The following is a 23918-nucleotide window of genomic DNA, read 5'->3' as shown; positions in this document are numbered from 1 at the left end:
CTCACGCGAGCCCGATCTCGACGACGAGCTCACCGGTGGGAGTGCGCGACCCGCCCTGCGGCTCCACGGTGAGCGCGACCTTCCGCGCCCCCGGCACCCCGTTCGCCACGAGCGGCGCCGTGGGGGAGGCGAGCACACCGGCGGAGTGCGGACCCTCGCCGTTGATCATCCACAGCTGGTAGACCCTGTCACCGGAGGGAACCGGCAGGTCCTTGCCGAGGAACAGCATCTCGTTGCGGCTGGGCGACATGACGGCGGTGCCGGTCGCCCCGTTCGGCCCGGTCGCGCTGAAGATCTTCGCGTCCGGCGTGGACAGCAGGTCGGAGAAGCGGCCGTACTGGCTGGAAAGTTGCGCGAGCTGGTCCTCCTGACCGGACTGCACGCTCTGCACCGCCACGAACGCGACGGCGACCAGGCAGGCCGCGGCGAGCAGCGCGCCGGCACGCCCGAACCCGCGGGGCCGGTGGGCGCGCGCGGTGCGGGGGGAGAGCTGCCGGGTCTCGGCGGCGGCGGCCAGCACCCGTGCCTTCAGGTGGGCGGGCGGCGGGAACTCCACGGCCGTCCCCAGGCGTGCCGCCGTGGCCGCGAGCTCGGCGACCTCCGAGGCACAGCTGTCGCAACGGGCGAGATGGGTCTCGAACGCCGCCCGTTCGGCGTCGGACAACGCGTTCACGGCGTAGGCGCCGGTGAGCGTGTGCAGATCGGCGGACGTGCTCCTCATCCGGTCACCCCCATGCAGTCCCGAAGGCGGATCAGGCCGTCGCGCATCCGCGTCTTGACCGTGCCGAGCGGAAGGCCCAGCAAGCTCGCGACCTCGGGGTACGAGTAGCCCTGGTAGTAGGCGAGCAGCACGGACTCGCGCTGCAGCCCGGTCAGGAAACCGAGGCACCGGCGCACCTGCCGCTGCTCGAGAAGCCCGGACACCTGCTCGCTCACCTCGTCGAACGGCCGGTGGGGGTCGAGGCGGGCCACGTGCTCCTCGCGGTGGCTGGCGGCCTGCGCGGACCGCACCCGGTCGACGGCACGCCGGTGCGTCAGCGTCAGGATCCAGGTCATGGCCTTGCCCCTGCCAGGGTCGAACCTGGTAGCGGTCCGCCACACCTCGAGCATCACCTCCTGGAACACCTCCTCCGACTGCGCCTGGTCGCGCACGACCCGCCTGATCAGCCCGAACACCGAACCGGACACGACGTCGTAGAGCCGCTCGAACGCGGCCTCGTCCCCCCGCGCCACGAGGCCCAGCAGATCGTCGGCTGTCGGCTCGTCGAGGCCGACGTCGGGCGGAATGCTCTGCAACGCCCGCTCGCGCTTCGGCATCTGGCTCCCTCTCCTCAGCTTGGACGACAAGACGTTCGTCGCGGGAGCCGTTCCGGATCGGTCGTGGATGCGCATTCGTCTGAAAGTGGCGGCGCACACTCCGGCGAACGGCGAAGGAACGCGCCTCGCACGCCAAGCGTGTACTTCGCCCCAGCCGAGCCTTTCGTGTCAGCGCACGCTCAAGCCTTGCTCAATTCGGGTGCGATCAAGGTCGTACGGTCCCTAACCTCGGTACATGAGGCTGCTGCTGTGGTTCACGCTGGCGTGCATGTGCGCGCTCAGCGGAGACCTCGTGCTCGCGGCCGCGACGACGGCGCTGCTGCTGGGCTGCGCCACCGACCGTGGCCGCTGCTGAGGTCGCTTCACCCGACGACGGGCCGACCAGCCCGGACGTGATCGCCCGACGTTCTTCCAGCCTGTCACCACGGCGTTGGCGGCAGTCGGCGCGCGAATCCCCTAACGGATCGACTGGGCGAACGCGAACACCTTGTCCGGGTCATACTTCCCGGCAACTTCGCGCAACCGCCCGAGGTTGCCGCCGTAGTAAGCCTCGGCCCACTTCGGCATCTGCGGGTCGATGTAGTTGACGTACCCCGTGTCGCCGACCAGTGCGCCGAGGCCGTCCCGCACCCGCGCCACCGCCTGGGCGGTCTCGGTGGCGCCCGCGGGCGGTGTCTTGAAGTAGATCTGCGCGGACGCGAGAGCCGTGCGGTGCGGGAACGCGGTGGCGTCCGGCGCGATGCCCGCCACCGCGCCCCGCAGGCCGTCGAAGATCAGGTACGACTCGTCGGCCTGGCCGTTCATCAGCGCCACCGCCCGCGCCGGGTCGCTGATCGGCTCGCGCACGACCCGGGACGACGCGACGAACGACTCGTGCTGGATCCCGGTGCCCGCGAAGTACTTCACGGCTCCGGAGTAGCTCTGCGGCTGGACGAACCTGTTCGCGGGCGCGGGCAGGGCCGACAGCAGCGAGGTCAGGCCGCCGGCCGATCCGACGAAGCAGCCGCCGACGCGGCACGTCGGCGGGGTGCCGCCGCGGATGTTGACGTTGGACCACAGCTCGTCCGGCGCCTGCGCGATCCACGTCTGCCACGCGCCGAGCACGTCCGCGGTGGCGCCGGCGGGGTACTCGAGCGAGAACACCGTGACGTCGGGCGCGGGCACGGTGGAGAACACGAACTCGGTGACGATGCCGAAGTTGCCGCCGCCCCCGCCGCGCAGCGCCCAGAACAGGTCGGGCTCCTGCTCCGCGGACGCGGTGACCAGGCGACCGTCCGCGGTGACGACCTCGGCCGACACGAGGTGGTCGCACGTCAGCCCGTACTTGCGCGCCAGAACGCCGATGCCGCCACCGAGCGTGAGGCCCGCGACTCCGACGGACGGGCACGTGCCGGTGGGCAGGCAGCGGCCGGACGCCGCGAGCACGCGGGACACCTCGCCGAGCGTGGCGCCCGCTCCGACGCGGACCTGGTCACCGGGCAGGACCTCGATGTCGGCGAGCTCGCGCAGGTCGATCTGCAGGCCGTTCTCCGGCGTGGAGTACCCGGCGTAGCTGTGGCCGCCGCTGCGGGCCGCGACGGGCGCGCGCAGCCGTGCGGCCTCGACGCAGGCCTGCACGTCGGCGGCGGAGGCGACGCGGGCGATGGCGGCGGGCTTGCGGCTGTTCCAGACCGGGTTGAAGCCCTCGTAGGCGAAGTCGTCCCCGCCGGGCAGCACGAGCTGACCGGACAGGCGGGACCGCAACGCCGTCCAGTCCGGCGGTCCACTCGGAACGACCGAAGTGGACGGTGGCGGAGTCGGGCTCGGGCTCGAGGCCGGACCCGGTGGGGGCGTGGTGGTGCAGGCCGCGAGTGCGGCTCCGGCACCGGCCAGTCCGGCGGCTTTCAGAAACCTGCGTCGATCCACCCGGCCGATACTGACACGACTTGATCACCTCCGCGCGGGGGAGCTACGGGACCAGCACGATCCTGCCGCCGGCAGTGCCCTCGGCTTGGCGGCGCCACGCGTCGGAGACGTCGGCGAGCCGCACCACCTCGTGGTCGACCGTGAGCTCGCCCCGCACCGCGTGCCGGGCCACGGTCGCGATCGCGTCGGCTCGTTGCTGCGCCGTCAGCTCGTTGTTGGTGTAGCCGGACAGCCGCAACGAACGGCTGCGCAGCAACGACGAGCTGACCGGGCACGTCTCGCCGGCCGAACCGCCGAGGTTCACCCACCGCCCGCCGGGACGCAGGGCCTGGGCGGCCGCGGCGGCGGGAGCACCGAACAACGGGTCGAGCAGCAGGTCCGCGCCCGCCGCGACCTCGGAGAAGTCGGCGTCCAGCGCGACCACGGCGTCCGCACCCGCCCGCCGTGCCCGGTCACGGCCTTCCGAGGACCGCGCCGCGGCCACCACGCGTCCGGCACCGGCCAGCCGCGCGAGCTGGATCGCGGCCTGCCCGACCGCGCCGCAGCCGAGGACGATCACCGTCTCGCCGGGCGCGAGCTCACCGCGCCACGTCAGCGCCATGTGCGCGGCGACGGCGGAGAGCCCGAGCGCCGCCAGCACGACGGGGTCGACGCCGTCCGGCAGGAAGACGAGGTCCTCCCGCCGCGCCGGCGCCTTCGCCGCCATGCTCCCGTCGCCGGGAGCCATTCCCGCCGCGGTGGGGAACCAGACCGCGTGCCCGTCGACCGTGCCGATGCCCTGCACACCGGGCACGTAGGGCGTCGCGGGAACACCGAAGTACGAGGTCCCGGTGGCGCACAACAGGTCCAGCGGCGTGATGGGCGCGGCCAGCACGTCGACGGCGACCTCGCCGGGAGCGGGGGAGGGCTCGTCCCGGTCAGCGAGCGACGGCGGCTGACCGGGACGAACGATCAGGGCTGCGCGCACGGCTGCAGCACGAAGTCGTAGCGGGCCTCGACCCACGGCACCTCGCACGTCGTGCCGTCGGGGGCGGGACCGGGGTCGCGCTGCTCGAACCGGACCACCAGCTCCTGCTTGGTGCCGAACACGACGTCGCTGTCGAGGTACTCCGCGCCCTCCTCGAACAGGTGCGTGATCAACGGCTCGTGGCCCTCGGCGGTGACCAGGAAGTGCACGTGCGCGGGCCGGAAGTGGCTGATCCCGGTCTGCTCGATCAACGCGCCGACCGGTCCGTCCATCGGGATCGAGTACCCCTTCGGCGTGATCGTCCGCACGCAGTAGGCGCCGTCCTCACGCGCGTGGTACTTCGCCCGCAACCGCGCCTCGTCGACGTCGAGCTGTGCTTCGTAGGCGCCCTCGGCATCGGCCTGCCAGACGTCCAGCACCGCCCCGCCCACCGGTGAGCCGTCGAGCGACCGGACGTCTCCGGTGATGTAGAGCGGGGTTCCCTCCACGTCGTCGGACATGTCACCGCCGAAGCCGAGCTCGGGGGAGCCGTCGATGTGGAACGGCCCGAGCACGGTGGCGGGCGTCGCGCCGGGGTCGAACCGGTGGTTCATCTGCACGACGAGCATGCTCAGCCCGAGCACGTCCGAGGCGAGGATGAACTCCTCGCGCTTGGAGTCGCTGATCTGACCGGTCGCGGTGAGCCACTGGACCGCGGCCATCCACTCGGCCTCGGTGAGCCGCACCTCGCGGGCGAAGTCGTGCAGGTGGCGCACGAGAGCGGTCATGAGCTGCGCGGTGCGCGGGTCCTCGGCCGTGGCCCAGCGCTGCTGCGCCAGCTCGGTGATGTTGTCCTCGGTGACGAGCTGCATTGCTTACTCCTCTGCGGGCGCGACCGACCGCGTGTTCGAGTCCACGGACAGGAAGATGTCGTTGGCGACCGGGTTGCGCAGCTCCTCGGCGAGCTGCCCGATCAGGCCGGCGGTGCGGGCCAGCAACGCGAAGCCCCGCAACAGTTCCAGCGGCAGGCCGAGGTCGGCGAGCGCCGCCCCGCACGTTCCGGCGCCGTTGAGCGGCAAGGTCTTGCCGAGCACCTGGGGGTGCACCCGTCCGATCGCGGCGAAGAGCGAGAGGTGAGGCCCGGCCAGGCCTTCCTCCTCGGCGATCTGGAACAGCCGCGGTGTGCGCGGGTCACCGTTCTTGTGCACGTGGTGGCCGAGGCCGGGGATGCGTGCTTTTCCTTGCTTCGCAACGGTTTCCAGCGCGAGCGCGTCCCAGCCCTGCTCGTCGGTGGGCAGCTCGGAGGAAATCACGACGGCGTTGAGGAACCGGCTGACGTCCTCGGTCACGCCGAGGAACCGCGACCCGCCGCCGAGCAGACCGGCCGCGAGCGCGCCCTGCACGGAGTCGGGCGCCGACAGGTAGGTGAGGCGGCTGACGATCGCGGTCGGTGTGAACCCGTGGTCGGCCAGCGCGGCGAGCACCGCCTCGAACACCCGCGTCTCGCCGCGCGAGGGCCTGCGCTGGGTGGCGAGCCAGAACGCCAGCTCGCCGAACCCGACGGTGCCCATCACGTCCCGCGCGAGGTCCTTGCCCAGCAACGTGATCGTGTCGGGCGTCGAGGCGCCCAGCGCTGTCTCATAGACCGTCACGGTCCTCCTCCAACCAGGCGCGCAGCTCGGCGCCGTGCTCGTCCAGCCCGGGGGGCGGCAGTTCGTAGACGGCGGGGGTCTCCGAGAACCGGATCGGGTGCCGCGTCGTCGGCACGTCACCGACCACGACGACCGGGTCGAGCCCGAACCGTTCGGCCATCGCGAAGCCGCCGTCGATGGTGTTGATCGGCCCGCACGGCACCCCCGCCGCGACGAGCAGGTCGAACCACTCGACGGCGCCACGGGTGCGCAGCCGCTCCTCCAGCACCGGCCGGAGCTCCTCGCGGTTGCGGGTGCGGTCGGCGTTGCGCGCGAACCGCGGGTCGTCCGGCACCTCCGGCAGCCCCAGCACCTCGCACAGCTTGCGGAACTGTCTGTCGTTGGCCGCCGCGACGATGAGGTCGTTGTCGGCGGTGGGCAGCGGCTCGTACGGGAACACGCTGGGGTGCGCGTTGCCCATCCGGAACGGCACGGTTCCCCCGGCGACGAACGCCGAGCTGTGGTTCACCAGGCCCGTCAGCGCCGACGACAGCAGGTTGACCTCGACGAGCTGGCCCTGCCCCGTCGCGTCGCGGTGGCGCAGCGCCGCGAGGATGCCGATCACGGCGTGGTTGCCCGCCATGACGTCGAACACCGAGATGCCCGCGCGGTACGGCGGCCCCTCCGGGTCGCCGGTGAGGCTCATCAGGCCGGAGATCGCCTGCACCATCAGGTCGTAGCCGGGTACGTGACTGCCCTCGCCGGACCCGAACCCGGTGATCGACGCGTAGACCACCTTCGGGTTGTCCGCGCTGACGCTCGCGTGGTCGAGCCCGTACTTCGCCAGGCCACCCGGCTTGAAGTTCTCGATCAGGACGTCGGCCCGCCGTGCCAGCTCGCGGCCGAGCGCGGCGTCCTCGGGATTGCGCAGGTCCAGCGCGATCGACCGCTTGCCCCGGTTGATCCCGAGGTAGTAGGTCGAGACGTCGTCCCGCACGGGAGGCATCCACGTGCGGGTCTCGTCGCCGGCAGGACCCTCGACCTTGACGACCGAGGCGCCCATGTCGGCGAGGAGCATCGTGGCGTACGGGCCCGCGAGCACGCGGGAGAAGTCGGCGACGAGCAGGCCCTCCAGCGGGCCCATCAGACGGACGTCCTCGTGTCGCCGCGGTACTCCGTGTACGTGTACGGGTTGTCCAGCACCTTCGACTCCGGGATGTCGGGGTTCATCCCCTTCTGCCACGCCTCCTCGCCCAGCTGGGCGAGGAGGTGGTCGACGGTCTGCTCGACCTGCGAGCGGATGGACCTCAGGTCGACGTCCACGAGCCTGTGGTCGCGCTTCACGATCCGGCCGTCGACGAGCACCGTCTCCACGTCGGACCGCTGCGCTTGGAAAGCCACGTGCCCGTACGGGTTGAGGATCGGGAACATCACGGGGGAGTTCTCGTTGCGCAGCAGCACGATGTCGGCCTTCTTGCCGACCTCGATGCTGCCGAGGTCCGCGTCACGGCCCAACGCGCGCGCTCCGCCCATGGTCGCCCAGTCGACGACGTGCTCGGCCCTCAGCGACGAGTGCGTGACGGTGTCGTTCTTGCGGTGCGCCGCCATGTGTTCGCGCGCCCGATCCGCACCCAATGTCGTGCGCATCGCGGAGAACAGGTCGCCGCTCCACCACACCGACGTGTCCATCGACAGCGACACCGGGATGCCGTGCTCGCGGATCGCCCAGGTGGGCGGGTAGCCCTGGCCCGCGCTCTGCTCGCTCTCGGTCGACACGGAGATCGACCCGCCGGTGGCCGCGATGCGGTGGTAGGAGTCGGCGGACAGCGTCGCCGCGTGCACGTAGATCGACTCGGGGGTCATGAACCCGTTGTCGTGCATCAACCGGATGCCGTCGTCGTTGGTCGCGCCCCACACGCCCGCGTGGGTGGTGACGGGGACGCCGAGCTCGCGGGCGACCTCGAACGCGGCCTTCTCGGGGAACTCCGGGTCGCCGGTGACGTCGAACGCGAGCTGGAAGCCGAGCATGTCGTCGCCGGTGACGCGCCGCGACACGAAGTCGCGGAACTCCGGCTTCGCGGTCCAGGACGCGGGGCTGTCCTGGATGTTGCCGTAGGCGAGGACGAACCGGCCGGGAACGGCCTGCAGCGCGTCGACGGCGGCATCGGCGTGGTCGGTCGTCTGCAACCCGTGCGACCAGTCGACGGTCGTGGTGACGCCGGCGTCGAGCGCCTCGGCCGCGCCGAGCAGGTTGCCCGCGTGGATGTCCTGCGGCCGGAAGACCTTGCCCCACTCCAGGTAGTACCAGACGAAGTACTGCGTGAGCGTCCAGTCGGCGCCGTAGCCGCGCATCGCGGTCTGCCACATGTGCCGGTGGGTGTCGATCATGCCGGGCATGACGATGCCGCCGGCGGCGTCGATCTCCTCGGTCCCCTCGGGCACCTCCAGCCGCGGCCCGATCGCGACGATCCGGTCACCGACGACCAGGACGTCGTGGCCGGCCAGCACCTGGTGCTGACCGTCCATCGTCAGGACGGTGCCGTTCCTCAGGACAACGGGACATCTTTCGCCGACCATGGCGGGCCTCCTCGACCGGCATGCGGACAAGTGTCCGTTGAATCCTCAACCTTCGCCGGTCACCCGTCAAGCCACCCCTGGCCGGAACTCGACGTGCGGCACCGCGTCGAGGCGCGCGAAGTCGGCACTGATGTCGCCCGCGGCGTGCAGCAACAGCGGCAGGTGGTGCTCGACCATCCGCTCGACGGAAGTCTCGGCCGCGTGGCAGTTGACGTTGAGCGCCGCCACGACCGTGCCGTTCCCGTCCCGCAACGGAGCCGCGATCGACCGGATCCCCGGCGCCAGCTGCTCGTCGGTCAACGCCCACCCGCGCGCCCGCACCTCCCGCAGCACGGCGTCCCGCTCGGCCGCGTCCGGCTGCCACCGCGCGGTGAGCCCCGACCGCGTCGGCTGCGCGAGCACGGCCTCCAGCTCGGCCGGCGGCAGCGCCGCGAGCTGCACCTTTCCCAGGGACGTGGGCAGTGCGGGGAACCGCGTGCCGATCTGCACCGACAGGGTGACGATCTTCGGCACCGCCACCCGCGCCACGTAGACGATGTCCGGCCCGTCGAGCTGGGCGATGGAGCACGACTCGTTGGTGCGGGCACCCAGTCGTTCCATGTGGGGCCGGGCCACGTCCCACAACCCCATCGACCGCACGTACGCCACACCCAGCTCGAGCACCTTCGGCGTGAGCGCGAACCCGTTCTCGCTCTGCCGCGCGTACCCGAGCTCGACCAGGGTGAGCAGGATGCGGCGCGTGGTCGGCCGCGCGAGCCCCGTCGCCGCCGCCACCTCGCTGAGCGGCATCACCGGGCGCAACGGCTGGAACGAGCGGATCACGTCGAGTCCGCGGGCGAGTGCCTCGATGAAGTCGGGGCCGGTGTCAGGACGAGCAGGCATGGCCCCAAGATAACGGACACTTGTCCGCTCAGCCTGCGCGAACGTCCGCCGTTCGGTTGGCGCGCAGGCTCGTCAGCGTGACGACGCCCAGCGTGACCACGATGACCGCCAGCGAGAGCGGGGTCGGGATCTCCGGCACCGCGGGCCAGATGCCGTGCGCCCAGTGCAGCACCAGCTTCACGCCGATGAACGCCAGGATCACGGCGAGACCGTGGTTGAGGTGCACGAGCTTGGCCAGGGCGGAGTGCAGCACGAAGTACAGCGCGCGCAGGCCGAGCAGGGCGAACGCGTTGGTGGTGAACACCAGGTACGGGTCCTCGGTGATGCCGTAGACGGCGGGCACCGAGTCGATCGCGAAGACCACGTCGGTGGCGAAGATCGCGACCACCACGATGGCGAGCGGGGTGAGGGCGCGCCTGCCGTTCTCGCGGACGATCATCTTGGTGCCGCGGTAGTCGTCGGTGACGGGCATGAGCCTGCGCATCAGCCGGACCGACCGCATCTTCGACGTGTCCTTCTCGGCGGGTTCGCCGCTCGTCGCCGCGTGCAGGATCTTCACGGCCGAGGCGAGCAGGACCAGGCCGAACACGAGGAACGCCCACGTGCCGGCGGACAGCATCGCGGCGCCGGCGGCGATGAAGACGCCACGGAGCACCAACGCGCCGACGATGCCGTAGAGCAGCACGCGCTGCTGCACGGCGGGCGGGACGCTGAACGCCGCCAGCAGCAGCATGAAGACGAACAGGTTGTCGACCGAGAGGGACTTCTCGACCACGAAACCGGTGATGAAGTCCAGCGACGGCGTGCCGCCGAACTCCCACCACAGCCACAGGCCGAACACGAACGGCAGCGCGAGGTAGAACGCGGACCAGCCCACGGCCTCGCGCAGCGACACCTCGTGCGGGCGGCGGGTGACCAGGAAGTCGACGACCAGCAACGCGAGCAGCACGGCGATGCTGGTGAACCACAGTGCGGGTGATGCCACGGAACCGGGCACGGGATCTCCTCGAACGCGATCGTCCGAGGTCTCCTTCACCCGCGGGCGGGCGGCCTCCCGGGGACACCGTCGGATGTCCGTACTGACCGGGCAGGCGCTTGGGAAGTACTCCCCTCGGCGGCCAGTATCACCATCGTTAAAGGAAAAGTAAAGTTAAAGTAAGTGGTTGCACCTCAAGTTGGTCGAGATCACATAGTGGGGGACATGGACGACGTCAGGCTGTACGCCATCGGGGAGGTCGCGCGCCGCACCGGGCTGAGCGTGAGCGCCATCAGGTTCTACTCCGACGCGGGGGTGGTGGAACCCGCCGGCCACACCGCGGCGGGTCACCGGCTCTACGACGTGCACACCATCGCGAAACTGGAGTTCGTCAGCACCCTGCGCGAGCTCGACGCCGGTCTGGACGACGTGCGGCGGTTGCTCCAGGGCCGCGTCACGCTGACCGGTCTCGCGACGGCGCACCTGTCGCGTCTGGACGAACAGGCGCGCAGAACCCGTGCCAGGCAGGCGGTTCTGCGGACGATCGTGAAACAGCACACCGAGGCGGACCAGGTGACCCTCATGCACAAGCTCGTCGATCTGTCCGACGACGACCGCGACCGGCTCGTCGACGACTTCTGGAACGAGATCAGCACCGGCATCGACGCCACTCCCGCCTTCGTCGACCTGCTGCGCGGCCACCGGCCGGTCCTGCCGGACGACCCGTCCACCGAGCAGCTCGAGGCGTGGATCGAGCTGGCGAACCTGCTGCGGGACCAGGACTTCCGCCGCGCGGTCCGCGACCAGCTGCACGAGACCTGCTCCGCCGACGGCGCCGCGGTGATGATGTCGCCGGAGATGCTGGGCGCGTTCGACAGGGGCGGGGCGATCTTCCAGGACGCGCAGGCCGCCCACCAGGCCGGTCTGCCCTCGGACTCGCCGCGGGGGCGTGAGATCGCCGGCCGGTACGTCGAGTTCATCCGGGAGATCGCCGATCAGCCGGACAGCCCGGAGCTCCGGCGCAAGCTCGCCGCCGACGTCCTGCACGTCGAGGAGCTCCACCTCCGGTCGATCGAGGAGGCCGCCGCACCGCCCGACCCCCACACCCGCTACCAGGCGCTGGTGTCGATCATCAACGGGACGGCGCAGGATGCCGCCGCGTTCATGCCGTTCGCCTGGCTTTCCGCTGCTCTGGACGCCTCCGCGTGATCTTGTCCCCCGAGCGAGCTACACGCGGATGTCCACCGCGTGGTGACGTCGCGGAGCCGCGAAATCCATAGCGTTCCCGGCAACGGCGGCGCACGGCCGCCCACGTCTTGCGAAGGAACGCTCATGCGATTGGTGAAGCAACTCGTCCTGGTGGCTCTGGTCGCCCTGGCCGGCAGCGTCGTCACCCAGGCGATCGGCTGGAACGCGCCGTTGACGCTCCTCTTCGGCCTGGCCACCGCCGTGCTCTCGCTGATCGCCTACCGCTGGGTGGTGCGCAGGACCGAGAAGCGCGACCCGGTGGAGGTCGCCCTCGCCGGCGCGCCGATGGCGCTCGGCCGCGGCGTCCTCATCGGACTGGGCATGTTCGTGGCCGTCATCGTCAACATCGCCCTGCTCGGCGGGTACGAGATCAAGGGCTGGGGATCGGTCGGCGGCGCCGTCGCGATCTTCGGGTTCATGGCGGCCGCCGCGGTGACGGAGGAGGTGATGTTCCGCGGCGTCCTGTTCCGCATCGCCGAGGAGCGGTTCGGCACGTGGATCTCCCTGGCCGCCACGGGACTGCTGTTCGGCGGCGTGCACTTCTTCAACCCCAACGCCACGCTGTGGAGCTCGTTCGCCATCGCGATCGAGGCCGGGTTCATGCTCGCCGCCGTCTACGCGGCCACCCGCAACCTGTGGGTGCCGATCGGTGTGCACTTCGCGTGGAACTACGCCCAGGGCGGCATCTTCAGCACCAGCGTCTCCGGCAAGGACGCTCCGCAGGGCCTGCTGGACAGCGCGACGTCCGGGCCCGCCATCTTCACCGGCGGGGACTTCGGTCCCGAGGCGAGCGTCTACTCCCTGCTGGCGGGTGTGGTCGTCACGGTGGTCTTCCTGTGGCTGGCGAAGCGTCGCGGAAACATCGTGCCGCGCCGTACCGCTACCCTCGTCGCGTGATCAGCCTCCTGCGGCGTGTCCCCGAGCTGTGGCGCCGCCTGGACGTCACGGCGCAGGACGCCCCGCTCGCCCTGATCCTGGCGCTGCTCTCGCTCGTTCCCGCGCTGCACAACAAGGGCACCCAGCTCGGCGACATTCCCGCCCGGCCCATGGACTCGCTGGCACTGCTGGTGATCGCGGCCGAATGCCTGCCGCTGATAGTGCGCAGGAAGTGGCCGCTGGTCTCCGTCGCGCTGGTGTCGATCGCGTTCGCGGTGGACCAGCTCACCGGCTACCACACCGCTGCCGGTATCGCGTTGCCCATCGCGTTGGTCAGCGCCGGACTGCACGTGGCGCACTACCGGCGCACGGCGGCGGTCGTGGCGACGGTCGGATACGTGCCATTGGCGGTGGGGCTGGACCGCAGCGGGTCGCAGGAGGGCGTGGCGGGGTTCGTGACGTTCTACCTGGTGCTCGCTGCCGCGTGTGCCATCGGCGCGTGGCTGCGGCTGTCCCGCAAGGCCGAGGCGGAACACCGCAAGCACGTCGCGGAGACCACCCGCATCGCGGAGCGCACGTCGATCGCCCGCGAGCTGCACGACGTGGTGACGCACCACGTGACGGCGATGGTCGTGCAGGCGGAGGCGGCGAGGTACCTGACCGCGGCCCCCGAGCGTCTGGACCAGACGTTGCAGACGATCACCGACACCGGCCGCCGGTCCCTCACGGATCTGCGGCACCTGCTGGACCTGCTGAACCCCGACCACAACCCGGAGGCCGTCGGCGACCTGCGCAGCCTGGTCGAGCAGACGCGGCAGGCGGGCCAGCCGGTGGAGTTCGCGGAAGAGGGCGAGTCGGTGCGCGACACGGGCAGCGCCGAAGTGGTCGTGTACCGGGTGGTGCAGGAAGCGTTGACCAACGCGCTGAAGTACGCGCACGGCAGTCCGACCAACGTCTACGTGCGTTACGGCGAAAGGGAAATCACCGTGGAGGTGGGCACGGAGGGCGCCAGGAGGTCCGCGGCGTCCGGCGGCGGCGGACGTGGTCTGGCGGGGCTGCGCGACCGCGTCGACGTGCTGGGCGGTGAGTTCACTGCGGGGCAACGGGAAGACGGCTTCGTGGTCCGCGCCCGCATCCCGGCGGGGAACCCGTCGTGACGGCACCGGTCCGCGTGCTGGTCTGCGACGACCAGGCCCTCATCCGCACCGGGTTCGCGACGATCATCGACGCCCAGCCCGACCTCGAGGTGGTGGGGGAGTGCGGTGACGGCCGGGCAGGGGTCGACCTGGCGCGACGGCTGAAGCCGGACGTCGTGGTGATGGACGTGCGGATGCCCGTGCTCGACGGCATCGAGGCGACCCGGCTGCTCGCCGGCGCCGGCGTCGCCGACCCCGTCAAGGTCCTCGTCGTGACGACGTTCAACCTCGACGAGTACGTCTACGAGGCGTTGCGCGCGGGCGCGAGCGGCTTCCTGCTGAAGGACGCCCCACCGCCCCAGCTGCTGCAGGGCATCAGGACCGTGGCCAGCGGCGCCGCCCTGCTCGCCCCCGAGGTGACCCGCCAGCTCGTCGGCCGGTACGCCGCGCGCATCCGGCCGGCGAACGGCGCCCAGTCCGAGCTCCCGCTGGCGCCGCGGGAGCTCGAGGTGCTCCGGCTCATCGCGGAAGGCCTGTCCAACAGCGAGATCGCCGCCGCGCTGGTGATCAGCCAGGAGACCGTGAAGACGTACGTGTCCCGCATCCTGACCAAGCTGGACCTGCGCGACCGCGTGCAGGCCGTCGTCTACGCCTACCGCAGGGGTCTCGTCACCTGACGCCGGTCACCAGACCAACCGCAGCAGCTGCACCACCAGGAACAGCGCCGGGATCATCAGCGCGACCTTGCCGAACACCGCGAGCATCCCGCGGTTGCTCCGGATCCCCAGCGCCCGCCGCCGCGTCCCGGCCTCCTCCAAGGCCGCCTGGATCGCGCGCGCCACGTGGGACATCGGTGCGCCGTAACGGTTCTTCTCGCCGGGGAACGGCCCCACGGCCTGCACGCGCGGGTTCCAGTCCCGGTCGAACACGACGACAGCGGACGTCCACTGGTCGCTCACGACGTCCTTCAACCCGGTCGGAGCCGGCACCAGCGCGTCAAGCCGGTCCCTGAGCCCGTTGTGGCGTCCGGGAACCAGCAACACGAGCTTGCCGGGCGGCTGCGTGGCGCGGGCCTGCTCGACCTCCCACCACAACCCCTCGCCCTCACCGAGCCGCAGCACGATCAGCTGCGCCATCCCCATGAGCTTCAGGACGCCCTCCCGCCAGTCGTCGCCCGGCAGGTAGAAACGCGCGGCCCCGAGGTGCGGAAGCCGCTCGCCCGGCTGCCCCACCGCCACCACCGGCCCGAACGCGCCGAGCGCACCGACGAGCTGCTCCTCCCGCGAGTGGAACGAGAGCAACCCCGACGACAGCGCGCCGGGAACGCCGTCGACCACCGCCGCGGCCCCGTCGTCGTCGAAACCCCTGAGGTACAGCACGGGTTCGCGCCAGTCGGCCTGCAAGGTCTGAGCAGCGCTCCGCGCCGACCGCGGCCGCGAGTACCTGAGCACGAAGAACGCGACCACCAGTGCGAGCAGCCCGCCCACGAGCATGATTCCCCTGACGCCCCAAGGGATGTCCCGCGCCCGCGTCACCGCGACCACAGCGAGGAAACCCGCCACCACCAGCACGTAGCCGACCCAGCTGACCACCACGAACACCGGCCGCTGCCACACCGGCCGCCGCGGCACGAACCGGTTGACGAGCGCGACGACCTCGGCGTTGGCCGCCTTCCGACGGTGCCGGAGAGCCAACGCGGCGGCGACGAGCACCGAACCGACGACCAGCCAAGGCCACGCCCGTTCCCACGACCGGGCCGCCTCGGCGTCGAGCACGGCCTGGTCGTCCACGATCTTGCCGGGCACGTCGCTGACGAACTTGCGGGCGACGACGAAGTCCCCGTCCTCAGCCGAACTGGCGGCCAGCGAGACCGACGCCCGCGTCGTGCTTTCGGACGGCACGTGCTCGCGGAACCAAGCCAGGACCTCCTGCGGTTTCCGCTCGTCGCCCCGGTCGAGTGCGTCGAGGAGCGCGGCGTGCTGGGCCGGGGCGTCGTGATAGGTGATGCTCCCGCGCAGATCCAGTCCCGCTGAGATGGCCAGCATCACCGCCACGTAGGCGACGACGGCCGCGATCGCCGTGACGATCCTGGTCAGTGTTCGCACGCCCGGTAGCTGATCACGGTTGTGGCTGTGGGGGAGGCGGTTCGGGGCGGGATCGTCCGAATCGAGCAGCGCGGCTGTTGGCGCGCTGCCCGTGGCCGCGCTTGCGGTAGCTGCGGTGCCTGTGGCTGAGGTGTGGTGGGCGGGTGCTTCGACGTGAGGCGGGTGGTCGAGGTGAAGCGAGCGGGTTCTGGGGGAGGAGAACGCCTCTGAACCGAGAATCCGGGGCTGTCGGTGTCGCCTGCCAGACTGGAACGCGGGGGAGGCTCATCGCGAGGGGACCCCTGCGCGAGCCTGCCCAGCCGCAAGCTGCCGCGCCTGCCGTGGCTGCCGCGCCTGACGTGGCTGGCCGCGAGCCACCGTGCCTGAGCCGCCGCCCGCGAGCCGCTGCCCGCGAGCCACCGTCCCCGAGCCGCCGCGCCTCCTGACCCAGCCGCTCCCCAGCGGCGACCCAGCGCCAACCCCAGGCCTACCGGCGCGTGATCGCGGCCAGCACCAGCTCCCGGATCTCCGCCGCGATCTCCTCCACCGCCAGCGGCGGCTCGTGCGACTGCCACTCCCGCAGCAACCCGGTGACCGCCCCCACCAGCGCGATCGCCGTCAGCCGGTACGACCGCGAAGGCGCCACCCCCGCATCCGCGGCCCGCAGCGCCTCCGACTCGATGAACTCGGCCCACGTGGTCACCCACCGCACGTGCTGCCGCTCGATCTCCGCGTTCACCCCGACGGCCTCGACGTAGTTGAGCCGGGGCGCACGCGGGTCGGCGACGACGCTGCGCACGAACACGTCGAGCAACGTCGTGATCCGCTCGCGCAGGTCCGCGGACTCCAGCCGGGCCAGTGCCGAGCGGACCTCGGCGAACGCCGTCGCGTTGACCAGGTCGTGCAGCTCGCGCAGCAGATCCTCCTTCGAGGCGAACTCCTCGTAGAAGTTGCGCGTCGAGACGCCGGCCGACGTGCACAGCTCGGAGATCCTCGTGGCGGCGAAGCCCGTCGAGGTGAACAGCGCCAGGCCGGCCTCCAGCAGGCGGGCGCGGCGTCCGGCCCTGCGCTGCTCGGGTGAGATGCCGGCGTAGGCACGTGCCACCGCGTTCTCCGATCTGGTAACTGGGATTGTCAGATTACGGCGGTGCAACCTCCCGCGCACCCCAGGCGTCTGGACCTTTGGCCGGACCTTCAGCTGCCGGTCGCACTCGGAACGAGGGCGGGACAGCCTCCGGTGGGGTAGCCGGCGTCGTACTCGAAATGCCACTGCTCGTTTTCGTAACGGCGGCACCAGCCGAGGGCGCCGCCGTTTTTCTCGACCCATTTCGCCGATTCGATCGGCTGGATGTCGATGGCCTGTCCCAGAACGTGCATCGAGCGGTCCGGCGGGTTCAGCACGTAACGCGACGCGAGTTCTTCGGTGCCGAACTTCTTGACGGCCTCGTCGAACTCCTTCCGCTGTTGCTGGCGGCTGCGCTTGCCGTCGTTCAGGCAGAGCTGAACACCCTGCTCAGAGGCCTTCGAGCGCAACGCCTGCCATGCCTTGAGCACCTCGGGTGGCAGGCCGTCGGGCTTTTCGTCGAAGTAGCGGGCGTCGATCGGGCACGCCGGTCCGTCCGGCGGTCCCGGTACCTCCGCGACGATCGCGAGCGCCTTTCCCGGATGGCGGTCGAACACGAGCGTCAATCTGCCCAGGTATCCCAGCGCACCTCCGGCGGAAACCACGAGCGCGACGATCACGAGCACGCCTGACACGACGCGTCTGGAGGTCTTGGACATGAATCGAATAATACGGGCCTGCGCGGAGTCGTCTGTCAGCAACCCGTAACAGTCCGTCTGCAGCTCTGTGCCGGTGAGCGTGGCACGCACCACATCCGTTCGGACCAGCGGACCGGGAAATGTGATCGGTGAACGAATTCTGGCCCCTTTCGTCGCCGCGAAACATGATGGCAACATCTGTGGCGGCCGAGAACCGGCCTGTTGTTGTGAGGTCTCAGGAGGACCGCTTTCATGTCCGGCCGCATTTCCGTGATCGTTGCTGTGCTCGTGTCCCTTTTCGCCTTCTCCGGAGTCGCGCAGGCCGCACCGGCGCCCTACCGGGCGACCGCGCTCGTGTTGTCGGTCCAGTACTCCGACGTCGAGGACAACGCCTTCAAGGCGACCGTCCTGACCTGCGAACGAGGTGACCAGCACCCGCGCAGGGCCCTCGCCTGCGCGACGCTGGCCGCCACCGGGACCGACTTGGAGGCGATGAGGTCCGACGACAGGGTGTGCACGTTCATCTACGCGCCCGTCGAGGTTTCGATGTTCGGTTTCTGGCGTGGTGAACCCGTGAACGAGGTGCACACGTACTCGAACTCGTGCGTCATGCTGGCGCACACCGGTGCCTTGTTCGATTTCTAGGCACCGGCCATCAATGTGGGGCGGGGCGCGGCAGGGGCGCCCCGCCCCACATTCTTTCGCAGTCCGAATGGCTGTTGCGCCGAATGGCGGACGGCTCTTCCCGTGTGCGAGGGTGTGATCATGGCCGCCACCTCGCGCTTCCCCCTGCTCTCCTGGACGACCATCACCCCCGTAGTCGGCGTTCTCCTGCTCGTCGTGACCTGGGGGCGTGACCTCGGTGGCGTGCTGGTCGCCCTCGTCGCACTGGTGCTCGCCGCGACCGTGCTCTCCGCCGTGCACCACGCCGAGGTGGTGGCGCTGCGGGTGGGGGAGCCGTTCGGGTCGCTGGTCCTCGCGGTCGCGGTGACGGTCATCGAGGTGGCCCTGATCGTCACGCTGATGGTGTCCGGCGGCCCCGAGGCGTCCTCGCTGGCGCGGGACACCGTGTTCGCGGCGGTCATGATCACCACGAACGGCATCGTCGGCATCGCCCTGCTGCTCGGCGCGCTCAAGCACGGCACGACCCTCTTCAACGCCGAGGGCAGCGGCGGCGCGCTCGCCACCGTGATGACGCTCGCCGCCCTCACGCTGGTGCTGCCGACGTTCACCACGACCACGCCCGGACCCGAGTTCTCCGGCCCGCAGCTCGTGTTCGCCGCGCTCGCCTCCCTGGCCCTGTACGCGATGTTCGTCTTCACCCAGGCCGTCCGGCACCGCGACTTCTTCCTCCCCGTCGACGAGGACGGCGTGATCGAGGCCGACGAGCACGCCGAGGCGCCGTCCGGCAAGGCGGCGCTCACCTCGCTCGCCTTCCTGGTCGTCGCGCTGGTCGCGGTGGTCGGCCTCGCGAAGATCGAGTCGCCCGCGATCGAGGCGGGCGTGCGCGCCGCCGGCTTCCCGCAGTCGTCCGTCGGCGTCGTCATCGCCCTGCTGGTGCTGCTGCCCGAGACCATCGCCGCGGCGCGGGCGGCGTTGCGCGACCGCATCCAGACGAGCCTCAACCTCGGCTACGGCTCGGCCATCGCGAGCATCGGCCTCACCATCCCGACGATCGCGCTCGCCACGATCTGGCTGGACGGCCCGCTGATGCTCGGCCTCGGGCCGACGCAGATGATCCTGTTGCTGCTGACGGTTCTGGTCAGCGTCCTGACGGTCGTGCCGGGCCGCGCCACGAGGCTCCAGGGCGGCGTGCACCTGATCCTGCTGGCGGCGTTCCTCTTCCTCGCCGTCAACCCGTAGAGCACGTCGTCAACCCGAACGTCGTATTGCCCCCTTACGACGTTCGGCCCTAAGTTGCGGTAACGCCGGTTACCACAAAGGGGTCCAACGATGCCGCTCCGCGCCGTGCTCGCCGCCGTTCTCCTGCTGTTCTCCCCGGTCACATCCGCACAGGCGGCCGCGCCGGGAGAGCTCGTCAGCAGCAGGGAGGTCGCCTGGCACCCGGAGCCGTTGCGGCTGCTGCCCGCCCCGGCGAAGGCCTACGAGATCCGCTACCGCTCGACGTCCGCGACCGGCGAGGACAACGTCGTGTCCGGCATGGTCCTGGTGTCACCGCTGCCGTGGAACAACGGCCCGCGCCCGATCGTCGCGTACGCGATGGGCACGCAGGGCATGGCCGACCGCTGCGCGCCGTCGCAGCAGCTGCAGAACGGCACCGAGGTCGAGAGCGCCTTCCTCGCGCAGGCGATGTTCAAGGGCTGGGCCGTGGCCGTGACGGACTACGAAGGCCTCGGCACACCAGGCGACCACACCTACGCGGTGGCCCGTTCGGAGGGACGCGCCCTGCTCGACGTGGCCCGCGCGGCCGCCTCGGTCCCCGGCCTGTCCGCGAACGCCCCTGTCGGCGTTTTCGGCTACTCCCAGGGAGGTCAGGCCGCGTCGGCCGCCGCCGAGCAGTGGAAGTCCTACGCGCCTTCGGTGAACCTCGTCGGCGTGGCGGCGGGCGGTGTGCCGGCCGACCTGAACGCGGTGGCGAAGTCCAACGACGGCAACGCCGGCTCGGGCCTGGTGTTCGCGGCGGCGGCGGGCTACGCCACGGCCTATCCAGAACTGCCGTTGTCGTCGGTCCTCAACGCTCGTGGTCGGCAGGTGATCGACCAGATCCGCCAGTCGTGCGTCGCCGAGCTCTCTCTGGTGGCCCCGTTCACGCGGCTGGACTCGCTGACCACGCGTCCCGGCGTCATCCAGGACCCGGTGTGGCAGAAGCGGCTGACGGAGAACACGCTCGGCACGGTGAGGCCCGCCACGCCCGTCTACCTCTACCACGGCACGCTGGACGAGCTGATCCCGTTCAGCGTCGGGCAGAAGCTGCGCTCGCAGTGGTGCGCGCTCGGCGCCGACGTGCAGTGGACGCCGCTGCCGCTGCTCGGCCACGTCACCGCCGTCAGCGCGTGGGGCTCGAACGCGATGAACTGGCTCGGCGGCCGCTTCGCCGGCGCGGCGACCCGGCCCAACTGCTAGTCGGGGGCGGGAAACCGGCGCCGGAAGGTAAACCCCTCCGGTGTCGGTCCGTGCCGCTCGACGAGGTCGAGCCTCGCGAGTCCTTCCGCCACGGTGGGTTCGCACCCGGCGGGCACCCACCACATGACGTCGAGCGCGGCCTCCGGGTCGAACCACCGGGCGCTCTGCCTGAGCGCGTCAAGGTGGATGCCGCTGAACGTGAACTCCCGCAGGGCTTCGACCGACTCCCAGACGCTCATGTTGAACGCGTCGCGCATCGGGTCGCGTCCCAGCGCCTGCAAGTCCGCCAGGGCCTGCTCCGGCGCCGGCCGCCACACGAAGCCGGGAGCCCGTCGCGCGAGCTCGTTGATCCGGTCGATCCTGCTGACGAACCCGCGCATCCCCGGGTGGTCGAACGACCACCTTCCGATCGTGATGTTGGCCTGTGCCAGGTGGAAAGCCCCCATGCGACCACTCTGACATGATCGGCTCATGAGGTGTGTGGTGCTGGACGACTACCAGGGCGTCGCGCTCGCGAACGCCGACTGGTCGGGCCTCGACGTCACCGTGCTGCGCGAGCACCTGGACGACCCGGTCCCGGCGCTGGCCGACGCCGAGTGCGTCGTGGTCATGCGCGAACGGACCCCGTTCGCCGCCTCGCTCTTCGCCCGGCTGCCACGCTTGAAGCTGCTCGTCACCAGCGGCATGCGCAACGCCTCGATCGACCTCGCCGCCGCCCGCGACCACGGCGTCACGGTGTGCGGCACCGGCAGCGCGAAGACGCCACCGACCGAGCTGACCTGGGCGTTGATCCTCGGCCTCGCCCGTCATCTGGCCGTCGAGAACGCGGCCTTCCACGCCGGCGGCCCGTGGCAGAGCACCGTCGGCGTCGACCTGGCCGGCCGCACGCTGGGCCTGCTCGGGTTCGGCAAGCTCGGGACCGCGGTCGGGCGGATCGGCAAGGCGTTCGGCATGGACGTGGTGGCGTGGAGCCCGAACCTGACCGCTTCCGCGACCGACGCCGAGGGTGTGCGGCTGGCGTCCGGGTTGCACGACCTGTTGGGGCAGAGCGACTTCGCGTCGATCCACCTCGTGCTGGGCGACCGGAGTCGCGGTCTGGTCGACGCGGCCGCGCTGGCATGCCTGAAGCCGTCGGCGTTCCTGGTCAACACCTCGCGTGCCGCCGTCGTCGACGGACCGGCGTTGCTGGAGGTGCTGCGGGAGGGGCGGATCGCGGGCGCGGGGCTCGACGTGTTCGAGGTGGAGCCGCTGCCGCTGAACGACGAGCTGCGGACGTTGCCCAACGTCCTGGCCACCCCGCACCTCGGGTACGTCACCGAGGCGAACTACCGCACGTACTTCCGCGAGGCCGTGGAGGACATCCACGCGTTCATCGCGGGTGAACCGATCCGGCAGCTCTAGCGGCTCGTTACCTACCGGTAGTAAGTTCGACGCATGACGCCCGACGCTTCCGCGCACATCGAGGTCGCCGCCACCCCGCAGCGGGTGCTGGAGCTGGTCAGCGACCTGCGCGGGTTGAGCGGGGTCGCCGAGGAGTACTCGGGCGGGAAGTGGCTCAACGCCGCCGGTCCGCGGATCGGTGCCCGGTTCCGCGGCTTCAACAAGCGCGGTTGGCGCAGGTGGCCCACGACGGCCACCGTCACCGACTGCGACGCGACCCGGTTCGCGTTCGAGGTGAAGTCGCTCGGCCTGGCGGTGTCGCGCTGGCAGTACGACATCGAGCCGACCGGCGAGGGCTGCCGGGTCACGGAGTCGACCTGGGACCGCCGCCCGGCTTGGTACAAGCCGTTCACGGTGCTGGCGACCGGGGTGACGGACCGCGCCGTGACGAACCAGCGCAACATCGAGGCGACGCTGCAGCGGCTGAAGCGCGCCGCTGAGTCGGTCTGACAACCAGACAGAAACGCTCACACATTTCCTCACGGTCAAATAAGTGGACGACCTCGACGCACTGCGCCTGCTCCTGGAACCCCCGTCCGCGACGCTGGCGGCGACCCGCATGACCCAGGAGAACGTCCTCCTGGTGGAGGAAGAGCTAGCGACCTGCCCGGCGGCCCCCGCGGACAACGCCGACGACGACTGCAAGAACCTCACCGCACACGACCAACGCCTCCACGAACTCATCCTGCGAATCGCGGGCAATGAGGCAGTTCTGCAATCCTTCACGAAAGCGCACTGCCACCTGCGCCTCTTCCGGCTGGATTTCCAACAGCCCTTCGGCGTGCAGACCATCATCGAACACAGGGCAATCGTCGACGCGCTCATCGCCGGAGACGAGGCAGCGGCAAGCGCGCGATGACCGCACACCTGGAGACAGCCCGGTCCCGGCTGCTGGACCGCGTGTGACCCGCCGCCACATCACCGAGCAAGGCGACCACCACTCGGCAACGCAGGCCAACGGCGAAGCCGAGGCACACCAAGTGGCGATGCGAAGCGAGCCGTCTTCCTCATGAACCGCCGGGAAGCGGTGAAGCCCCGATCGCCATCACAAATCACGGCCCAAGATGACCCTCCGCGGAACCGGCGACGAACCTTAAACGCATTTAAATCAAACCCGACCTTGAACCCACTCCGCGACCTCCCCGTAGTCATCGGTACACCACCGAACAAACCCCGAGGAGAAGCAGAATGGGCGCTCGACACCGCAAGCCCGTCATGATCGGCGCGGGCGCCATGCTCGCGGTCGCTGCTGTCGCCGGCGGCATCTTCGCCTTCAGCAGCACGAACTCGAACGCGGCGGAGGACTGCGGCGGCCTGGACACCGCCCTGCAGAACAACCTGAACTTCATCGCCGGTCAGCAGGCCACCCCGGACGCCCAGTCGGACGCCCGCATCGCCAACCGCCAGGCGGTGGTCAGCCTGATCAACCAAAGGCGAGCGGCGGCCGGCTGCGGCAACAACGTCCAGGCGCAACCGGAAAGGGGCCAGGCGGCGACGTCCGGCGAGGACTGCGGCGGCCTGGACAAGGCGTTGCAGAACAACCTGACGTTCATCGCGGGCCAGAAGGCCACCCCGGACGCCCAGTCCGAGGCCCGAATCGCGAACCGCCAGGCCGTGGTCGACCTCATCCAGCAGCGACGCAAGGCGGCGGGCTGCGCGGGTGACGGCGGCGCGGCCAACGCGGGCCAGGGCAACGCCAACCAGGGCAACGCCGGTCAGAACCAGGGCAACGCCGACCAGGGCCAGGCCACGATCCCGCCCGCGGCCCAGCAACCCGCGCAGGGCGACGGCGGCGCGACCGGCCAGCAGGTCTGCGCAGGCTCGACCGTCACGCTGTCCGGTGAGGGTGGCGCGCCCGCCGCGTCGAGCGGTGAGTTCCCGATCGGCACCACGCTGAAGGTCACGAACCTGGACAACAACAAGTCCACCACCGTGAAGGTGGCGTCGGTGTCCGGCAGCTGCGCGCTGCTGAACAACGCGGCGTTCGAGCAGGTGCGCGAGCCCGGCAAGTTCCTCATCCGCCGGGCGCGGATCGAGAAGATCGGCTGACGACCG

The 23918-nt window shown here is 70.7% G+C and carries 25 protein-coding genes; 11 read left to right on the top strand and 14 right to left on the bottom strand.

Annotated features, from left to right (window positions below; all coding sequences use genetic code 11):
- Position 1: 1 nt before the first annotated feature.
- From VM306_RS27545 to VM306_RS27500, 10 genes are all read right to left on the bottom strand, one after another.
- Positions 2–721 carry an anti-sigma factor gene (locus VM306_RS27545; protein WP_325520219.1) on the bottom strand — a complete coding sequence of 240 codons (720 nt, stop codon included), beginning with the start codon at positions 719–721 and terminating at the stop codon, positions 2–4.
- Positions 718–1317 carry a sigma-70 family RNA polymerase sigma factor gene (locus tag VM306_RS27540; RefSeq protein WP_325520217.1) on the bottom strand — a complete coding sequence of 200 codons (600 nt, stop codon included), beginning with the start codon at positions 1315–1317 and terminating at the stop codon, positions 718–720. Before VM306_RS27540 ends, VM306_RS27545 begins: the two co-directional genes overlap by 4 nt.
- A 456-nt stretch (positions 1318–1773) precedes the next feature.
- Complete coding sequence (locus VM306_RS27535) at positions 1774–3222, bottom strand: FAD-binding oxidoreductase (RefSeq protein ID WP_325520215.1); 1449 nt, start codon at positions 3220–3222, stop codon at positions 1774–1776.
- Between the two features lie 43 nt (positions 3223–3265).
- Positions 3266–4189 carry a zinc-binding alcohol dehydrogenase family protein gene (locus tag VM306_RS27530; RefSeq protein ID WP_325520213.1) on the bottom strand — a complete coding sequence of 308 codons (924 nt, stop codon included), beginning with the start codon at positions 4187–4189 and terminating at the stop codon, positions 3266–3268.
- The gene (locus VM306_RS27525) at positions 4174–5040 is read right to left on the bottom strand and encodes a dioxygenase (RefSeq protein WP_325520211.1); all 867 of its coding nucleotides are present in this window, start codon (positions 5038–5040) and stop codon (positions 4174–4176) included. Before VM306_RS27525 ends, VM306_RS27530 begins: the two co-directional genes overlap by 16 nt.
- A 3-nt stretch (positions 5041–5043) precedes the next feature.
- A complete protein-coding gene (locus tag VM306_RS27520; RefSeq protein WP_325520209.1) occupies positions 5044–5820 on the bottom strand; it encodes a citryl-CoA lyase in 777 nt (258 codons plus the stop codon).
- On the bottom strand, positions 5807–6943 hold the full coding sequence (locus tag VM306_RS27515) for a CoA transferase (RefSeq protein WP_325520207.1): 1137 nt from the start codon (positions 6941–6943) through the stop codon (positions 5807–5809). The genes VM306_RS27520 and VM306_RS27515 overlap by 14 nt, the downstream gene beginning before the upstream one ends.
- Positions 6943–8376, bottom strand: coding sequence for an amidohydrolase family protein (locus VM306_RS27510; RefSeq protein ID WP_325520205.1), 1434 nt, complete (start codon positions 8374–8376; stop codon positions 6943–6945). Before VM306_RS27510 ends, VM306_RS27515 begins: the two co-directional genes overlap by 1 nt.
- Positions 8377–8442: 66 nt before the next feature.
- A complete protein-coding gene (locus VM306_RS27505) occupies positions 8443–9258 on the bottom strand; it encodes an IclR family transcriptional regulator domain-containing protein (RefSeq protein ID WP_325520202.1) in 816 nt (271 codons plus the stop codon).
- 28 nt (positions 9259–9286) lie between these two features.
- The gene (locus VM306_RS27500) at positions 9287–10255 is read right to left on the bottom strand and encodes a TerC/Alx family metal homeostasis membrane protein (RefSeq protein WP_325520200.1); all 969 of its coding nucleotides are present in this window, start codon (positions 10253–10255) and stop codon (positions 9287–9289) included.
- Positions 10256–10459: 204 nt separating this feature from the next.
- Between VM306_RS27500 and VM306_RS27495 the strand changes: the two genes are divergently transcribed.
- From VM306_RS27495 to VM306_RS27480, 4 genes are all read left to right on the top strand, one after another.
- Positions 10460–11443, top strand: a complete 984-nt coding sequence (locus tag VM306_RS27495) for a MerR family transcriptional regulator (protein ID WP_325520199.1) — start codon at positions 10460–10462, stop codon at positions 11441–11443.
- Between the two features lie 123 nt (positions 11444–11566).
- The gene (locus VM306_RS27490; protein ID WP_325520197.1) at positions 11567–12379 is read left to right on the top strand and encodes a type II CAAX endopeptidase family protein; all 813 of its coding nucleotides are present in this window, start codon (positions 11567–11569) and stop codon (positions 12377–12379) included.
- Positions 12376–13515 (top strand): sensor histidine kinase, encoded by a 1140-nt coding sequence (locus tag VM306_RS27485; RefSeq protein ID WP_325520195.1) that lies wholly within the window; start codon positions 12376–12378, stop codon positions 13513–13515. Before VM306_RS27490 ends, VM306_RS27485 begins: the two co-directional genes overlap by 4 nt.
- A complete protein-coding gene (locus tag VM306_RS27480) occupies positions 13512–14171 on the top strand; it encodes a response regulator transcription factor (protein WP_325520193.1) in 660 nt (219 codons plus the stop codon). The genes VM306_RS27485 and VM306_RS27480 overlap by 4 nt, the downstream gene beginning before the upstream one ends.
- Positions 14172–14177: 6 nt before the next feature.
- Here VM306_RS27480 and VM306_RS27475 read toward each other — a convergent pair whose 3' ends face one another.
- From VM306_RS27475 to VM306_RS27465, 3 genes are all read right to left on the bottom strand, one after another.
- The gene (locus tag VM306_RS27475) at positions 14178–15599 is read right to left on the bottom strand and encodes a hypothetical protein (RefSeq protein ID WP_325520191.1); all 1422 of its coding nucleotides are present in this window, start codon (positions 15597–15599) and stop codon (positions 14178–14180) included.
- Positions 15600–16065: 466 nt separating this feature from the next.
- Positions 16066–16683 (bottom strand): TetR/AcrR family transcriptional regulator, encoded by a 618-nt coding sequence (locus VM306_RS27470; RefSeq protein WP_325520189.1) that lies wholly within the window; start codon positions 16681–16683, stop codon positions 16066–16068.
- An 89-nt stretch (positions 16684–16772) separates the two neighbouring features.
- A complete protein-coding gene (locus VM306_RS27465; RefSeq protein ID WP_325520187.1) occupies positions 16773–17360 on the bottom strand; it encodes a D-alanyl-D-alanine carboxypeptidase family protein in 588 nt (195 codons plus the stop codon).
- 231 nt (positions 17361–17591) lie between these two features.
- On the opposite strand from VM306_RS27465, the gene VM306_RS27460 reads away from it, so the two are divergent.
- From VM306_RS27460 to VM306_RS27450, 3 genes are all read left to right on the top strand, one after another.
- Positions 17592–17984 carry an SSI family serine proteinase inhibitor gene (locus tag VM306_RS27460; protein WP_325520185.1) on the top strand — a complete coding sequence of 131 codons (393 nt, stop codon included), beginning with the start codon at positions 17592–17594 and terminating at the stop codon, positions 17982–17984.
- Positions 17985–18104: 120 nt separating this feature from the next.
- On the top strand, positions 18105–19202 hold the full coding sequence (locus VM306_RS27455) for an ionic transporter y4hA (RefSeq protein ID WP_325520183.1): 1098 nt from the start codon (positions 18105–18107) through the stop codon (positions 19200–19202).
- Positions 19203–19292: 90 nt separating this feature from the next.
- Positions 19293–20423: a lipase family protein gene (locus tag VM306_RS27450; RefSeq protein WP_325520181.1), complete on the top strand. Its 1131-nt coding sequence runs from the start codon at positions 19293–19295 to the stop codon at positions 20421–20423.
- Here the strand turns inward: VM306_RS27450 and VM306_RS27445 are convergent.
- The gene (locus VM306_RS27445; RefSeq protein WP_325520179.1) at positions 20420–20869 is read right to left on the bottom strand and encodes a DUF3291 domain-containing protein; all 450 of its coding nucleotides are present in this window, start codon (positions 20867–20869) and stop codon (positions 20420–20422) included. The two genes, VM306_RS27450 and VM306_RS27445, sit on opposite strands and share 4 nt — an antisense overlap.
- Before the next feature lie 25 nt (positions 20870–20894).
- On the opposite strand from VM306_RS27445, the gene VM306_RS27440 reads away from it, so the two are divergent.
- The 4 genes from VM306_RS27440 (at position 20895) to VM306_RS27425 (ending at position 23912) form a co-directional block, all read left to right on the top strand.
- On the top strand, positions 20895–21824 hold the full coding sequence (locus VM306_RS27440) for a D-2-hydroxyacid dehydrogenase family protein (protein WP_325520177.1): 930 nt from the start codon (positions 20895–20897) through the stop codon (positions 21822–21824).
- 33 nt (positions 21825–21857) lie between these two features.
- Positions 21858–22313, top strand: coding sequence for an SRPBCC family protein (locus tag VM306_RS27435; protein WP_325520176.1), 456 nt, complete (start codon positions 21858–21860; stop codon positions 22311–22313).
- Between the two features lie 43 nt (positions 22314–22356).
- Positions 22357–22722 carry an FCD domain-containing protein gene (locus VM306_RS27430; RefSeq protein ID WP_325520175.1) on the top strand — a complete coding sequence of 122 codons (366 nt, stop codon included), beginning with the start codon at positions 22357–22359 and terminating at the stop codon, positions 22720–22722.
- Positions 22723–23126: 404 nt separating this feature from the next.
- The gene (locus tag VM306_RS27425; protein ID WP_414672461.1) at positions 23127–23912 is read left to right on the top strand and encodes a hypothetical protein; all 786 of its coding nucleotides are present in this window, start codon (positions 23127–23129) and stop codon (positions 23910–23912) included.
- Positions 23913–23918 lie beyond the last annotated feature (6 nt).

This window comes from Lentzea sp. (assembly GCF_035525475.1).
Lineage (GTDB): Bacteria > Actinomycetota > Actinomycetes > Mycobacteriales > Pseudonocardiaceae > Lentzea.
Note: the sequence above shows the minus strand (reverse complement) of the source record. Positions and strands in the feature narration are given on the sequence as shown.

Bases quoted from the DNA above. Each gene is read 5' to 3' on its own strand.
- VM306_RS27545 (WP_325520219.1), bottom strand. From the start codon at position 721: ATGAGGAGCACGTCCGCCGATCTGCACACGCTCACCGGCGCCTACGCC.
- VM306_RS27540 (WP_325520217.1), bottom strand. From the start codon at position 1,317: ATGCCGAAGCGCGAGCGGGCGTTGCAGAGCATTCCGCCCGACGTCGGC.
- VM306_RS27525 (WP_325520211.1), bottom strand. From the start codon at position 5,040: ATGCAGCTCGTCACCGAGGACAACATCACCGAGCTGGCGCAGCAGCGC.
- VM306_RS27515 (WP_325520207.1), bottom strand. From the start codon at position 6,943: ATGGGCCCGCTGGAGGGCCTGCTCGTCGCCGACTTCTCCCGCGTGCTC.
- VM306_RS27510 (WP_325520205.1), bottom strand. From the start codon at position 8,376: ATGGTCGGCGAAAGATGTCCCGTTGTCCTGAGGAACGGCACCGTCCTG.
- VM306_RS27505 (WP_325520202.1), bottom strand. From the start codon at position 9,258: ATGCCTGCTCGTCCTGACACCGGCCCCGACTTCATCGAGGCACTCGCC.
- VM306_RS27495 (WP_325520199.1), top strand. From the start codon at position 10,460: ATGGACGACGTCAGGCTGTACGCCATCGGGGAGGTCGCGCGCCGCACC.
- VM306_RS27490 (WP_325520197.1), top strand. From the start codon at position 11,567: ATGCGATTGGTGAAGCAACTCGTCCTGGTGGCTCTGGTCGCCCTGGCC.
- VM306_RS27465 (WP_325520187.1), bottom strand. From the start codon at position 17,360: ATGTCCAAGACCTCCAGACGCGTCGTGTCAGGCGTGCTCGTGATCGTC.
- VM306_RS27460 (WP_325520185.1), top strand. From the start codon at position 17,592: ATGTCCGGCCGCATTTCCGTGATCGTTGCTGTGCTCGTGTCCCTTTTC.
- VM306_RS27455 (WP_325520183.1), top strand. From the start codon at position 18,105: ATGGCCGCCACCTCGCGCTTCCCCCTGCTCTCCTGGACGACCATCACC.
- VM306_RS27450 (WP_325520181.1), top strand. From the start codon at position 19,293: ATGCCGCTCCGCGCCGTGCTCGCCGCCGTTCTCCTGCTGTTCTCCCCG.
- VM306_RS27445 (WP_325520179.1), bottom strand. From the start codon at position 20,869: ATGGGGGCTTTCCACCTGGCACAGGCCAACATCACGATCGGAAGGTGG.
- VM306_RS27440 (WP_325520177.1), top strand. From the start codon at position 20,895: ATGAGGTGTGTGGTGCTGGACGACTACCAGGGCGTCGCGCTCGCGAAC.
- VM306_RS27435 (WP_325520176.1), top strand. From the start codon at position 21,858: ATGACGCCCGACGCTTCCGCGCACATCGAGGTCGCCGCCACCCCGCAG.